The sequence below is a fragment of the Streptomyces graminilatus genome (assembly GCF_001418565.1).
In the GTDB taxonomy this organism is placed as follows: domain Bacteria; phylum Actinomycetota; class Actinomycetes; order Streptomycetales; family Streptomycetaceae; genus Streptomyces; species Streptomyces graminilatus.
On record NZ_LIQQ01000316.1, the window covers coordinates 1 to 12438 of the forward strand.

A 12438-nucleotide genomic window follows, 5' to 3' on the forward strand; every position below is an offset into this window, starting at 1 on the left:
CGGTGCCGAGGCTTTCACCTGGCTGATCGTGCTGGCCGTCGTGTTCTTCATGCCCTCCGCCCTGCTGACCGCCGAACTCGGGGCCGCGTTCCCCGACGAGGGCGGTCCCTACATCTGGACCAGCCGGGCCTTCGGGCGACTCGCCGGTGCCGTCAACAACTTCCTGTACTGGATCACCAATCCGGTCTGGCTCGGCGGCACACTCTCCGTTTCCGCCGTCACGGCCTACACCACCTTCTTCAACGACGGGAAGGACCTCAGCACCCCGGCCTTCTACGCCTTCACCCTCGTGTTCGTCTGGGTGGGCGTGCTCGCCGCGATCCTCTCCTTCGACGTCGGCAAGTGGATCCCTACCGTCGGCGCCTGGAGCCGCTTCATCCTCCTCGGCCTGTTCACCGTCACGGTTGTGGTGTACGGCATCCAGCACGGCCTGCACGGATTCAGGTTCGGCGACTTCTCCCCGACCTACGCGGGATTCGTCGGCCTCGTGCCCGTCCTGATGTTCAACTACGTCGGTTTCGAGCTGCCCAACACCGCCGGCGACGAGATGACCGACGCCCAGAAGGACGTGCCCTTCGCCATCTTCCGCAGCGCCGTCCTCGCCGTTCTGCTGTACGCGCTGCCGATCCTCGGCATCCTGCTCGTCCTGCCGATCAAGGCGATCACCGGCCTCGGCGGCTTCATCGACGCGATCCGGCAGGTCTTCACCGTGTACGGCGGCCACGTCGCCGCTGACGGCACCGCCACGCTCAGCGGCGCCGGCAGCCTGCTCGGGGACCTCGCCGCGATCATGTTCATCCTCACGGTGCTGTCCTCCGGCGTCACTTGGGTCATGGGCTCCGACCGCGCCCTCGCCGTCTCCGGCTACGACGGCGCCGCGCCCCGCTTCCTCGGCGTCATCTCCAGCCGGTTCGGCACCCCGGTACGGGTCAACATCCTCAGCGGGGTGGTCTCCACCGTCGTCCTGGTCCTGGCCCACGAACTGACCAACGGCAGCGCCGCCAAGCTCTTCGGCGCCGTCCTCGGCCTCGCCGTCTCCACCACCCTCATCAGCTACCTGGGCATCTTCCCGGCACTCGCGGTACTGCGCCGCAAGGCCCCGGACGTCCCCCGCCCCTACAAGGCACCCTTCCCCCGCACCATCAGCGTGGTGCTCACCCTGCTCGTCCTGTTCTCCAGCATGCAGCTGGTCGCCCCCGGACTCGGCGACCACTGGTTCGGCTCCGACTACGCGCCGGACGGCTGGAGTTACGGCGAGCGCTGGCAGTACCTGCTGACGGAGGCTGTCCCGCTCGTCGGTTTCATGCTCCTCGGGGTGTTGTTCTGGGCGCTGGGCAAGCCGACCCGCACTTCACCTGCCGCCAAGGAGTAGCGCACGGGATCTCGTTCTCGTCGCCGGAGCGGCTATGCCTGTTCACACCCCCACGAGTGGCACCTCCCGGGTGCCCTCGGGCGGCACCTTCGGATGCCGGCACACCCGCTCCGCCGGAGCCATGGGGTTCACGGGCATGCGGTGCGGGACGTGCCCGAGCATCGCTGCCGCATTCGAATTTCCGGAGCTGGACACGACGTAACGCGGGGCCAGCTGTCGTTGGACAACCCGACTCCATTTGTCTGGCCCCGGGGACAGCTGATCTCCCCGGGGCCCATGGTGTCGCGAGTAGCATCGCCGTCGCCCACAGGCTCACGGTGCGTCGCTGTCGGCCACCGCCTCGGACCCGAACTCGGACTCGGACTCGTCGGACAGTGCCTCCCGCAGCGCGGCCGGCCGCCGCACCACGAGGTGCTGGACCTCGTACGACATCTCCTTGACGTGGGGAGCCGGCGGCGGGTGATAGCGGCCCGCGCACACCGAGAGGTTGACGATGAGATAGGCGTGCCAGGAACGGCCCACTCCTTGACGGTCGGCGAACACCCTGCTGCCGTTCACCCACCAGACCACGGACCTCGGTCCGAACTCCACGCGCAGGTCGACCCACGCGCCCGGGCCGATAGCGGCATCGCGGTAGTAGAGGTTGCCGCCGCGGACGTGGTTGGTCAGTTCCAGGAGGTCGGGGTTGTCGGGGTGGTACTCGAAGACATCGATCTCCTGATCGCCGTCCCGCCACGTCCAGATGGCCGGCCAGGCCCCGGCCTCGTACGGCAATCTGACCCGCGCCTCAAGCACATCCCCCGCACGAACGGTGAAGCCCTCCTCGCTCCCCTCCGTGGTGAGCAGGCCCGTGTCCCACCGGCCGTCCCTGCGGAGAGTGGCACGGAAGGTGCCCGAGCGGCTGTACGCGGGGTCCGCCGTCAGGTGATCCAGTTTGTTGTCGCCGGGGTTGACCGGCCCGCCGTTCGGATAGGCCCACGAACGCCCTGCCACCCATTGACGGGTGGACGCGAAGTCCGCCGTAAAGACGACCTCAGAGCCGGACGACATCCCCTCCGCCGACGGTGTTCCGTCGCATGCAGGATTCTCCATGCAGGGATGCTGCTCCCTCTATGACTTCGGCATGCGCCTGCTGGTGAACCCGCGGACAGAGCAACTCGGACGGGTGAATCCGCTTGACAGGGCTCGGTCGCAGACACTGCCCGAGCCCATGAGAGCCAACGGGGCCCTGAAGCTTTCCACGCCGACGGCGCGCCGGGCCGTTACAGGCCGGGCGCGCCGCGCCGAAGCGTCTCCGTCCTTGAGGAAGCCGGTGTCATCGACGATCAGCGCGGTCGGCTTGATCGCCTGCTCCATCCGCCCGCGCGAACGACTCGAACATCTCCGCCGCGAAGTCCTCCAGATCACACCGGACCGCAGCCAACTCCCCACCCATCACACCCGGTCAACAACACACCCCATAAGACAGACATTGCCACCGGCCAACGCACCTGCCCAACCACTACCAGTAAGGCCTTCCCGGCCCGAACGGGCGCTGGCTCAGCGCGGGGCCTTCGCGCCCCAGCTCCCGCAGTGCCGCGGGGCACCCTCATTTCCCATGGGCTTGCCCCACCAGGTATCTTGCATTGCATGGAACCAGGTGATTCGACCAAGCAGGCCCGGGCAGCCGCCCAACTGCGCAAGGGTGTCCTGGAGTACTGCGTACTCGCCCTGATGCGGGACCGTCCGCGATACGGCGTGGAACTCCTCCATGCCCTGGAGGAGTCCGGTGCACTGGCCACCAGCCAGGGCACGGTCTACCCGCTGCTCTCCCGGCTTCGCCGCGACGACCTGGTCACCACCTCCTGGCAGGAGTCCGCCTCCGGCCCACCCCGTCGTTACTACGCGCTCACCGACAGCGGCCGGGCCGCGCTCGACGAGTTCACCCGCGTCTGGCCCGGCTTCCGCAACGCCGTCGACGCCTTCCTGACCACCCCGCATCCCCCCACCGGAGAGATCGTATGAAAACCTCTGCCAGCCTTGTACGCGACTATCTCTCCGCCGTGGAGCGCGAGGCCTCCGCGCTCCCCGCCGACCGTCGTCAGGAACTTCTCGCCGACCTCACCGAACACATCGAGGTGACGCGCGCCGAGCGCCCCGACGCCGCGATCGGCGAGGTACTGGCGGAGCTGGGCGATCCCCGTACGATCGCGGCGACGGCGCTGGCCGAAGCGGGGAACGGGGTCGGCGGGGCCCCGGCCCGGAGCGATGCCGGTGCGCCCGCTCGGAGCGGCAAGGTGCATCCCCTGGTCCCCCTGCTGATGCTCACCCTCTCGATGCCTTTCATGATGGTCTTCACCGACCAGCCCGGACAGTTGGTCGGCGTCCTGTTCCGGCTTGCCGGCGCGGTGCTTCTCTGTACGTCGGCGCACTGGACCCCGGTCAGGAAGACCTCCGGCGTACTGCTTGCCGCCGTACTGCCGAGTGTCGTCATCGGCACCTGGAACCTGTCCAGCGGCGGCCCGGATGCCGGCGCCCCGGCACTCCTTGCCAACCTGGCGATGTTCGCCGTGATGGCCGGTACGGCGGTGTGGCTCTGGCGGGTCCGCCGCGCCTGAGACGTCAAGGCGCAAGGCGCGGCAGCGCCGCCGTCTCCGGTCACCTCAGGTCAGGTCACGTCATTCCGGGGTGGTCGAGTGCGGTACGAAGCCGGTTGAGGCCCTCGGCTCTCCAGTGGCTGCGGTCGGGCATCTGGTCGGTCCGACGCCAGCGCCAGGCCGAGAACATCGCCCAGTTCAGGGCGCGGCACCGGTGAATCAGGGCGGGGTCGGCGCCCGCATAGTGTTCCCCCACCTCTTCCGGTGCATGAGCGAGGTCGAACTCGATGGGCCCACGGCAGCACGTGGCGAGGTCTGCAAAGAGCGGCCCTCTCCTCGTGTTCAGGAGGTTGCCCGGATGCGGCTCGCCGTGCAGGAGTTGGTCGCCGGCTTCGTCGGTGCCGATCTCGGCGCTCAGTGCGCTGAGGGTGTCGCTGAGGAATTCCCGGTCGGAATCGGGCAGTTCGGGGGACCGTTCGTGGTCATTCACCTCTCTCAGGGCCATGGCGACCCGGTCGGTGAAACGCGGTGCGTCGATGTCGGTTTGGCGCAGGGCGGCGTGGTGCCGTCGGAGCACGTCCGCGTAGTCGGCCGGCGCGATCCCTGATCCCACCGGTTCGTAGTACGTCCAGTACGAGATGGCGAAGGCGGCACGCGAATGGACCCGGGGCTCGACCCGGGCATCGAGCTCGGCCACCGGAGCGTCGACGGCGGCGAGACGGCGAGCGATCTCCGCTTCGAACTCGGAATCGGCCAGCTGCTTAGCGGGCGCGACCCGGGCCAGCACATCGCAAGGGAGCAGGCGCAGCGCGACACGGTCCGAATTGTGGATGACGGTCGCGTCGCAGGCCCGAAGGCCCAGCTCCGAAGCGGTCGCCCGTCCTGCCTCGACCGCGCGGCGGAGTTCCCCTGGCTCCATACCGTGGCCCCCCTCAATGCCGATGACGATGACGATGAGTACGCGTTCACGAGCGGCAAAGCCCTTGGTACCGTACGCCGATGTCAGTGATCAGGACGGTTCAAGTCACCTTCGACTGCGCGGAACCCGAGCGCCTCGCCCGCTTCTGGTGCGAGGTGTTGGGGTACGTCGTACCGGCACCGCCGGAGGGGTTCGCCACTTGGGACGATTACCAGGTCTCGCAGCCGCCCGAGAAGCGGGATTCGTGGTTCGCCTGCGTCGATCCCTCGGGCGTCGGACCGCGGCTGTACTTCCAGCGCGTTCCCGAGGGGAAGGCAGCCAAGAACCGGCTGCATCTTGATGTGCGGGTCGGTACCGGGCTCGTGGGCGAGGAGCGTCTCGCCGCGCTTGAGGCGGAGCGAGACCGGCTGGTCCCGCTCGGCGCGGTGCACTTGCGCACGCTGTACGACGGCACTGACTCGTGCATCCCGATGCAGGACATCGAGGGCAACGAGTTCTGTATCGACTGACCGGAAACGTTCGCCGAGTCGGCCATTCGCCTCTCCGGGCCGGAGAGGCGAATGGCCGGCCGTCTGTCCTGGGCCTCTCCGATCCCGTAAGTCCCGCACTAATGTGCCGTCATGGATCACCGACAGCAGGCGTCCGTACACTCGTCCGATCGCTTGGACCACTGTCCCTGGCTGTTCGAGAAGGAGGCCACGGAGGAGCAGCGGGCCGTGCAGCGCGAGCGGCAGCGGTCACTGTGCGGGAACAGCGAGGTGGGCGAGCGTTGCTTCGTGGCCGGGTCGGCGGCGGTCTTCCCCGATCTTCTGCGGCTGGGCGACGACTCGTACATCGCCGCCCACGCGTACGTCACCGGCACCCTGACCACGGGCACGGACTGCACACTGAACCCGTTCACCGTGGTCCGGGGCACCGTCTCGCTGGGTACGGGGGTACGCGTCGGCGCCCACACGTCGCTGCTGGGTTTCAACCACTCGACGGCGCCGGACCGTCCGGTCTTCCGGCAGCCGCAGACCAGCCGGGGCATCACCGTCGGCGACGACGTCTGGATCGGCTCCCATGTGGCCGTCGTCGACGGGGTCACGATCGGCGACCACTGTGTGATCGGTGCCGGGGCGGTGGTGACCAAGGACCTGCCCGCTTGGACGGTGGCGGCCGGGAACCCGGCTCGGCGGATCCGGGACCGGCGGGAGACGGGGGGCCGTGAGCGAGCGAGCACCCTGGGCGGCCACGGCAGTGACGGCGCTGACCTGGTCCGGTTCGCCGATTCCGCCCGTGGTCAGGCCGTCGACGTTCTGGCCCGCTGCTGGAACGGTGATCACTACACCGACCGTCCCGGCGCCGCTCCCACCGTGCGGGCGCACTGCGACGCCGTGGAGATCGCCGATCTGCTCCTGTCGTCCGCCCCTGAGCAACTGGACAGGACGGAACACATCGAGCGGCTGGCGTCCCTCCAGGACCGGGCGACCGGTCTGGTACCCGAACTCGGCGAGCAGCCGCCCGCCTTGGACGCCGACGGTTTCATCGGGGAGGGCCCGGCGCTGTACCACGTCCTGTCGGTGGGCTACGCGTTGGATCTCCTGGGTGGTTCGTTTCCTCAACCGGTCTGTGGCGTGCAGGATATGACGGCCAGTCAACTCGTTTCACGGTTGGAGGGGTTGCCCTGGCGGGACAGCGCCTGGAGTGCGGGGGCCTGGATCGACTCCTGGGCCACGGCGGCCCATTGGAACCTCCGGCATCCTGCCGCCGTCGGCCTCGGTGGGGGCGCGCTCGAAGCCCTCTTCGGCTGGCTCCTCACCCGGGCCGACCCCTGGACCGGTATGTGGGGCAGCCCTTCGGCCACCGCCGGCCGGCTCCAGGTGGTGAACGGCTACTACCGGCTCGCCCGGGGTTCCTTCGCGCAGTTCGGGATGCCCGTCCCGTATCCGGAGCGAGTCGTGGACGCGGTACTGGACCACAGCCGGGACGCCCGCTGGTTCGGTGGGGGCCGCGAGAACGCCTGCAATGTACTGGACGTCGCGCACCCGTTGTGGCTGTGCACAAGGCAGTTGGGCGGCCGGGGCGGAGACGGCGGCACCTATCGGGCGGACGAGATCCGGGGCTGGGCCGAACGCCGGCTCGCCGCCGTCCTGTCCGACTGGCAGGAGGGCAAAGGCTTCGGATTCGGACCGGGTACGGCGGGGCCGGGCCCGGAACCGGGGTTGCAGGGAACGGAGATGTGGCTGGCCGTCGTCTGGTTGCTGGCGGATCTGCTGGGGCGGTCGGACCTCCTCGGGTATCGGCCGCGTGGGATTCATCGCCCCGAACCCGGCGACGGGCGACCGCCCTTGCGGGTCCCCTGAGGTACCGCTGCCGATGCCGTTCACCCGGTCGACGGGGACGGCCGGCTCCTCGTACCGGCGGCCGGTCGGTGTCCCGGCAGTCTGAAGTGGGCGTAGGGCGGATACGGTTTGAAGCAGATCAGTATCTCCAAGGGGTGCCCGCCACCGGGTCCCTGGGCGAGTGTTCCGAGCCCTGTCACCAATGCCGAGTCGCCCTTTGCCACGCCTTTCTGGCGTGGGCCCCAGCCTGCCGCGTAGGCGAAGGCCATGGCGATCTCGGCGAACACGTCCCGGTTGCCGTACAGGAAGAACGTCCGGGCATGGGTGGCGTGCCGCAACTCGTACCGGTTGTCGGTCCGTTCGCAGTACGCACGCCAGGCGGCGGCGTCCCGGGCGGTGCGTGCCTCGTCGGTGCGGACGGTCAGGTCGGTGCCGTTCAGCAGTTTGCGCCGCAGCTCCGGCCATTTGCTGGGGCGCAGGCCGAGTGTGTGGTGGGCAAGGACGAGATCGACCCTCTCGCCTACGCCCAAGCCCACGCCCTCGTCCGGCGGGACGCCGGTGCGCAGCGGTATGTGGACGATGGTGTGCCGGGAGTAGGCGGCGAAGGAGAACAGGCCCGCGAGCCGGTTGAGCCCGTCGTGGTCGCCGAGCAGCCTCCCGATGGGTTCGGGGGCGCTCAGCGAGGTGTGGCGAAGGGGCCGCCGGGGCTGGACGACACGATGCTCGTACGGGCCGGTCCGGGGCCTGAACTGGTGCAGCCTCAGCCGCATACGGAGTACCTCATGGCGTCATGGTCGAGGGTGGCGACTGACGCGTGCAACGGAGATTCGCTCACCGCCACCCGATAGCAGTCGTCCTCAGCGCAGGGCCCCCTTGGTCGCGTCGGCGATGAAGCCGCGGGCGAAGAAGGTGAACACCAGCACCAGCGGGATGACCGACAGGAGCACCCCGGACATCACCATGCTGTAGTCGGTGGAGTGGCCGGCGTAGAGCTGGGCCAGTGCCACCTGGAGGGTGAGGCGGTCGGGGTTGACCAGCATCACCAGCGGCAGGATGTAGTCGTTCCAGGCGGCGATGAAGGTGTAGATGCCGAGGAAGGCCAGCGCCGGGCGGACGCACGGCAGTACGACGTGCCAGTACAGGCGGAAGAAACCGGCGCCCTCGATGCGGGCGGCGTCCAGGAGTTCGTCGGGGACGCTGGTGGTGGTGTACTGGCGCATCCAGAAGATGCCGAAGGCGTTGGCGGCGGCCGGCACGACGAGTGCCTTGAGGGTGCCCAGCCAGCCGAGCCGCACCATGATCTCGTACTGCGGGATGATCGCCAGTTGGGTCGGCAGAAGGTACATCGACAGCAGCACGCCGAAGAAGAACTTCTTGCCGGGGAAGTCGTACTTGGCGAAGGCGAAAGCGGCCAGTGAGTCGAAGAACAGCACCAGCACCGTCGTACAGACCGCGACGACCACCGTGTTGAACAGCGACCCGAAGAAATCCATCTTGTCGAACAGGTGCTGGATGTTGGTCAGCAGGTTGCCGCCGAACCAGAGTTTCGGCGGGTAGCTGTAGATGTCCTGGGAGGTGTTCGTCGCCATGACGACGATCCAGTAGAACGGGAACACCGAGATGACCACGCCGAGCATCAGGATCACATGGACGCTCAGCCCCCGGACGCGCTTGCGGTTGATGCCATTCACGGCCGTCGCTCCTTACGCTGCACCAGTCGCCAGTTGACGAGGACGATGAGCAGGATCAGCAGGAAGAAGGCCCAGACGATGGCGGCGCCGTAGCCGAAGTCGTTGTTGTCGAAGGCCTGGTGGTAGAAGTACAGGAGTGTGGTCAGACCGGCCTGGCCCGGTCCGCCGGAGTTGGGGTTGGTGGCCGCCTCGCTGCCGAACAGCACCTGGGGTTCGGTGAAGCTCTGCAAGCCGGTGACGGTGGAGACCACCACGGTGAACAGGATGATGGGCCGCAGCAGCGGGATCGTGATGGAGAAGAAGATCCGGGCCGGGCCCGCCCCGTCCATCCGGGCGGCCTCGTAGACCTCCGAGGGGATCGCCTGGAGGCCGGCCAGATAGATGATCGCGTTGTAGCCGGTCCACTGCCAGGTCATCAGGGTCGCGATGACCAGTTTGATCGTCCACTCGTTGCTCATCCAGGGCACGGCCGACATGTGCACCGATCGCAGGATGGCGTTGATCAGGCCGAAGTTGTTGCTGAAGACCGCGCCGAAGAAGATCGCGATGGCCACCAGCGAGGTGATGCTCGGGATGAACAGGGCGACCCGATAGAAGGCCGTGAGGCGCTTGGTGGAGTTCACCAGCACCGCGAGGACCAGTGCGAGGCAGAGCATGGGGACGGTGGACAGCACCCAGATGACGAGGGTGTTGCGGACGGACAGCCAGAAGATCGGGTCGTCCCAGAGGAAGCGGAACTGCTGGAACCCGACGTAGTGCATGTCCCCGATGCCGTCCCATTTCTGGAACGCCAGGTACACGGTGTAGAGCACCGGGAAGAGCATGAAGACCGTGAAGATCAGGTAGTACGGCGAGATGGCCAGGTACTGCGGCCAGTGCCTGGCGACCCGTCGGCGTGGTCCGGGCCGGGATCCGGCCGAGACCGGCCGGATCCGGCGGCCGTGCCTGCCGGAACCGCCGCCCGGACCGCCGCGCGGGCGGTCCTGGGCCGGCCGGCCGGCGTGGCGGGCGTGGCCGGTGCCGGGTCCGGAGGCCGGTCCGGTGGATGCCGGGCCGGTTACCGGGGTTGGCGGCATGTCACTTCACTCCCTGACGCTCGGCGATCTGCTTGGCCTGGGCGACCGCGTCCTTCCAGGCCTCGTCGGGGTCCTTGCCCTTGGCCTCGATGCTGGTCAGCTCGCTGAAGAAGGGCGCGGAGACCGCCGCGTCGGCCGGTGCCTCGTAGGCGGAGGGGATCTTCTCGGCCGCCGGGCCGAAGATCTCGATGGTCTTCTGGCCGCCGAAGAAGGGGTCGCCGCCGGTCAGTGCCGGGAGCTTGTAGGCGGCCGGGGCGGTCGGGAAGAGGGCCGCGTCGGTGAAGCCGCGGGCCTGGTTCTCCGGGCTGAGGATCCAACTGATGATCTTGAAGGCTTCTTCGGGGTTGCCGCTGGTCGCGGGGATCGCCAGGAAGGACCCGCCGAGGTTGGACGGCCCGCCCGGGAGGTTCGCCACCCGCCAGTTGCCCTTGGTGCCCGGGGCGGCGTTGCTGATGTCCAGCGCGTGCCAGGCGGCGCCGATCTCGGTGCCGAGGGCGCCGTTGCTGATCGCGGCGTTCCAGGTGTTGTCGTTGATCTTGGCGTCGATGCCGAGGGTGTAGGGCTTCACGGCGGTGGTCCAGGCGGTGCGGATGTGGTCCTGGTCGCCGATGAACCTGTTGTTCTCGTCGATGAACCGCTGGGTGCCCTGCCCGATGATCATCGAGAAGACGGAGCCGATGTTGTTGACCAGGAAGGTCTTCGGTACGGCCTTGTGGAGTTCGACTCCGGCCTTGAAGTAGTCGTCCCAGGTGGACAGTTCGGCGGAGACCTTCGCCGGGTCGGTGGGCAGGCCCGCCTGTGCGAAGAGGTCCTCGCGGTAGAAGGTGGCGCAGGGGCCGATGTCGATGGGGAAGCCGATGAGCTTGCCGTCCTGTGTGGTGGCCTGCTTCAGCTTCCACGAGAGGTACTGCGGGACCAGTCTGTCCGCGCCGACGGTCCTCAGGTCGATGAACCGGTCGGCGTTCGGCAGGAAGGAGGCGATGTCCTCGCCCTTGACGCCGGTGATGTCCGGGGCGGACTGGGCGGCCCTGAGGCCCGTGAGCAGCTTGGTCTTGAAGTCGCCGCCGACCACGGAGGTCTTGAGGCTGACGCCGGAGAAGTGTTTCTTGGCGTCGGCGACGACCTTGTCGCTCAGGCCGCCCGACCAGTACCAGAGCGCCAGGTTCTTGCTGTCCTTGCCACCACCCGGTCCGGAGCCGCCGCCGCACGCTGCGGTGGCGCCCGCAGTGGCGGCCGTCAGTACGGCGGCCTGGAGGAATCGTCTGCGGGAAAGGTCCACGTTCTTCTCCTGATTTCGGTGGGTTCGGCGTGTCAGGCACGTCAGGGGTGTCCTGGATGTCTGGGATTTCAGGCAGGGCATGCGTGTCGTGAGCCGCGGCGGGGGGCGCGGACGGTGGGCCGGGTGGCTGAAGAGCATCGGCGTGAGGAGGTAACCCCTCAGCCACCCGGGGCATGTGACCTGGTCCTCTCAGACGGTGCCGAGGCGTCAAGGACGGCGAAAGGTGCCGTTCATCCGCTTCGGCCGACCGGAGTGGGGTCCGGACCTGGGCTCCGAATTACGCAAGAGAGTGCACCCGGTGCGCGGCTTTGACAAGGGTCAAGCGAATATCGAGACATTCATGCGCGACTTTGCTTGAGTTTGGAGAGTTCGCGAGTATGGTCTGCCGCATGCTCCCTGACCGAAGACATCAGCTGATCCTGCGCGTCCTGCGCACGGACGGGCCCACGTCGGTGGTCGCCCTGGCCGCGAAGGTCGGGGCGAGTGAGGCCACGATCCGGCGTGACCTGGCACAACTTGAGGACGAGGGACTGCTCAAGCGGGTCTACGGAGGTGCCGCGCCCGTCGTGGGCGAGGACGATCCGTTCGCCGACGTGGCCGGCGAACGGGTCGAGGCGAAGGACCTGCTGGCCGCCTGGTGCGCAAACCTCGTCAGGGACGGCGAGTCGGTGCTGCTCGACATTGGCACCACCGCTCACCGGGTGGCCCGCCATCTGCACGGCAGGTCCCTGACCGTGATCACCAGCAACCTGGCCGTCTACGAGGAACTTCAGGACGACAAGGACGTCCAGTTGATCCTGCTGGGCGGTGTGGTGCGGCGCGACTACCGTTCACTGGTCGGGTTCCTCACCGAGGACAATCTGCGGCAGGTCCATGCCGACCGTCTGTTCCTCGGCACCAGCGGGGTCCGTCCGGACGGTCAGGTCCTGGACACCACCGCCGTCGAGGTTCCCGTCAAACGGGCGATGATCGCGGCCAGCGCCCAGGTCGTCCTGGTGGCGGACGCGGGCAAGTTCCCCGGCACCGGGATGGCCCGGGTGTGCGGTCCGGAGGAACTGGATGTCGTGGTGACCAACGCCCCCGGGGACGAGAAGACCTGCGAGCGGCTGCGCGAAGCGGGAGTCGAGGTGGTCGAAGTACCGGACCCAAGGTCCTGACCGGCCGAACTCTCTTGCCCGGAGATCCTATGATCAGTCCGCCC

12 protein-coding genes and 1 pseudogene are annotated in these 12438 nt (G+C 68.1%); 6 read left to right on the forward strand and 7 right to left on the reverse strand.

Features of this window, described 5'->3' with window-relative positions:
* Positions 1-1372 (forward strand): APC family permease (locus AOK08_RS25960; protein WP_055530402.1); only part of this gene is annotated, 1372 nt, incomplete at its 5' end.
* Positions 1373-1684: 312 nt separating this feature from the next.
* On the opposite strand, the gene AOK08_RS25965 is transcribed toward AOK08_RS25960, so the two are convergent.
* Entirely contained in the window at positions 1685-2464 is a 780-nt protein-coding gene (locus AOK08_RS25965; protein ID WP_055530404.1) for a LamG domain-containing protein, read from the reverse strand.
* Positions 2465-2632: 168 nt separating this feature from the next.
* Positions 2633-2810: pseudogene (locus AOK08_RS48930) on the reverse strand (IS701 family transposase); the annotation flags it as partial.
* Positions 2811-3001: 191 nt separating this feature from the next.
* Here AOK08_RS48930 and AOK08_RS25975 point away from each other — a divergent pair.
* Both AOK08_RS25975 and AOK08_RS25980 read left to right on the forward strand, forming a co-directional pair.
* Positions 3002-3376: a PadR family transcriptional regulator gene (locus AOK08_RS25975; protein ID WP_055530408.1), complete on the forward strand. Its 375-nt coding sequence runs from the start codon at positions 3002-3004 to the stop codon at positions 3374-3376.
* Entirely contained in the window at positions 3373-3969 is a 597-nt protein-coding gene (locus AOK08_RS25980; protein WP_055530409.1) for an HAAS signaling domain-containing protein, read from the forward strand. The genes AOK08_RS25975 and AOK08_RS25980 overlap by 4 nt, the downstream gene beginning before the upstream one ends.
* A gap of 55 nt (positions 3970-4024) precedes the next feature.
* On the opposite strand, the gene AOK08_RS25985 is transcribed toward AOK08_RS25980, so the two are convergent.
* A complete protein-coding gene (locus tag AOK08_RS25985; protein ID WP_055530411.1) occupies positions 4025-4867 on the reverse strand; it encodes an aminoglycoside phosphotransferase family protein in 843 nt (280 codons plus the stop codon).
* Between the two features lie 80 nt (positions 4868-4947).
* Here AOK08_RS25985 and AOK08_RS25990 point away from each other — a divergent pair, with 80 nt between their 5' ends.
* The gene (locus AOK08_RS25990) at positions 4948-5376 is read left to right on the forward strand and encodes a VOC family protein (RefSeq protein WP_055530413.1); all 429 of its coding nucleotides are present in this window, start codon (positions 4948-4950) and stop codon (positions 5374-5376) included.
* Positions 5377-5487: 111 nt separating this feature from the next.
* Positions 5488-7212, forward strand: coding sequence for an acyltransferase (locus AOK08_RS25995; RefSeq protein ID WP_055530415.1), 1725 nt, complete (start codon positions 5488-5490; stop codon positions 7210-7212).
* Positions 7213-7232: 20 nt separating this feature from the next.
* On the opposite strand, the gene AOK08_RS26000 is transcribed toward AOK08_RS25995, so the two are convergent.
* From AOK08_RS26000 to AOK08_RS26015, 4 genes are all read right to left on the reverse strand, one after another.
* Entirely contained in the window at positions 7233-7961 is a 729-nt protein-coding gene (locus tag AOK08_RS26000) for a hypothetical protein (RefSeq protein ID WP_055530417.1), read from the reverse strand.
* Between the two features lie 87 nt (positions 7962-8048).
* A complete protein-coding gene (locus AOK08_RS26005; RefSeq protein ID WP_079054267.1) occupies positions 8049-8828 on the reverse strand; it encodes a carbohydrate ABC transporter permease in 780 nt (259 codons plus the stop codon).
* Between the two features lie 50 nt (positions 8829-8878).
* Positions 8879-9958, reverse strand: coding sequence for a carbohydrate ABC transporter permease (locus AOK08_RS26010; protein ID WP_079054264.1), 1080 nt, complete (start codon positions 9956-9958; stop codon positions 8879-8881).
* A gap of 1 nt (position 9959) precedes the next feature.
* The gene (locus AOK08_RS26015; RefSeq protein WP_055530421.1) at positions 9960-11237 is read right to left on the reverse strand and encodes an extracellular solute-binding protein; all 1278 of its coding nucleotides are present in this window, start codon (positions 11235-11237) and stop codon (positions 9960-9962) included.
* A 389-nt stretch (positions 11238-11626) separates the two neighbouring features.
* Between AOK08_RS26015 and AOK08_RS26020 the strand changes: the two genes are divergently transcribed.
* Positions 11627-12394 carry a DeoR/GlpR family DNA-binding transcription regulator gene (locus AOK08_RS26020; RefSeq protein ID WP_055530423.1) on the forward strand — a complete coding sequence of 256 codons (768 nt, stop codon included), beginning with the start codon at positions 11627-11629 and terminating at the stop codon, positions 12392-12394.
* Positions 12395-12438 lie beyond the last annotated feature (44 nt).

What these genes read in the sequence shown, in the direction of transcription:
- AOK08_RS25965 (WP_055530404.1), bottom strand. Translation starts at nt 2,464, where the DNA reads ATGGAGAATCCTGCATGCGACGGAACACCGTCGGCGGAGGGGATGTCG.
- AOK08_RS25985 (WP_055530411.1), bottom strand. Translation starts at nt 4,867, where the DNA reads ATGGAGCCAGGGGAACTCCGCCGCGCGGTCGAGGCAGGACGGGCGACC.
- AOK08_RS25975 (WP_055530408.1), top strand. Translation starts at nt 3,002, where the DNA reads ATGGAACCAGGTGATTCGACCAAGCAGGCCCGGGCAGCCGCCCAACTG.
- AOK08_RS26010 (WP_079054264.1), bottom strand. Translation starts at nt 9,958, where the DNA reads ATGCCGCCAACCCCGGTAACCGGCCCGGCATCCACCGGACCGGCCTCC.
- AOK08_RS26005 (WP_079054267.1), bottom strand. Translation starts at nt 8,828, where the DNA reads ATGCTCGGCGTGGTCATCTCGGTGTTCCCGTTCTACTGGATCGTCGTC.
- AOK08_RS25990 (WP_055530413.1), top strand. Translation starts at nt 4,948, where the DNA reads ATGTCAGTGATCAGGACGGTTCAAGTCACCTTCGACTGCGCGGAACCC.
- AOK08_RS26000 (WP_055530417.1), bottom strand. Translation starts at nt 7,961, where the DNA reads ATGCGGCTGAGGCTGCACCAGTTCAGGCCCCGGACCGGCCCGTACGAG.
- AOK08_RS25980 (WP_055530409.1), top strand. Translation starts at nt 3,373, where the DNA reads ATGAAAACCTCTGCCAGCCTTGTACGCGACTATCTCTCCGCCGTGGAG.
- AOK08_RS26020 (WP_055530423.1), top strand. Translation starts at nt 11,627, where the DNA reads ATGCTCCCTGACCGAAGACATCAGCTGATCCTGCGCGTCCTGCGCACG.
- AOK08_RS25995 (WP_055530415.1), top strand. Translation starts at nt 5,488, where the DNA reads ATGGATCACCGACAGCAGGCGTCCGTACACTCGTCCGATCGCTTGGAC.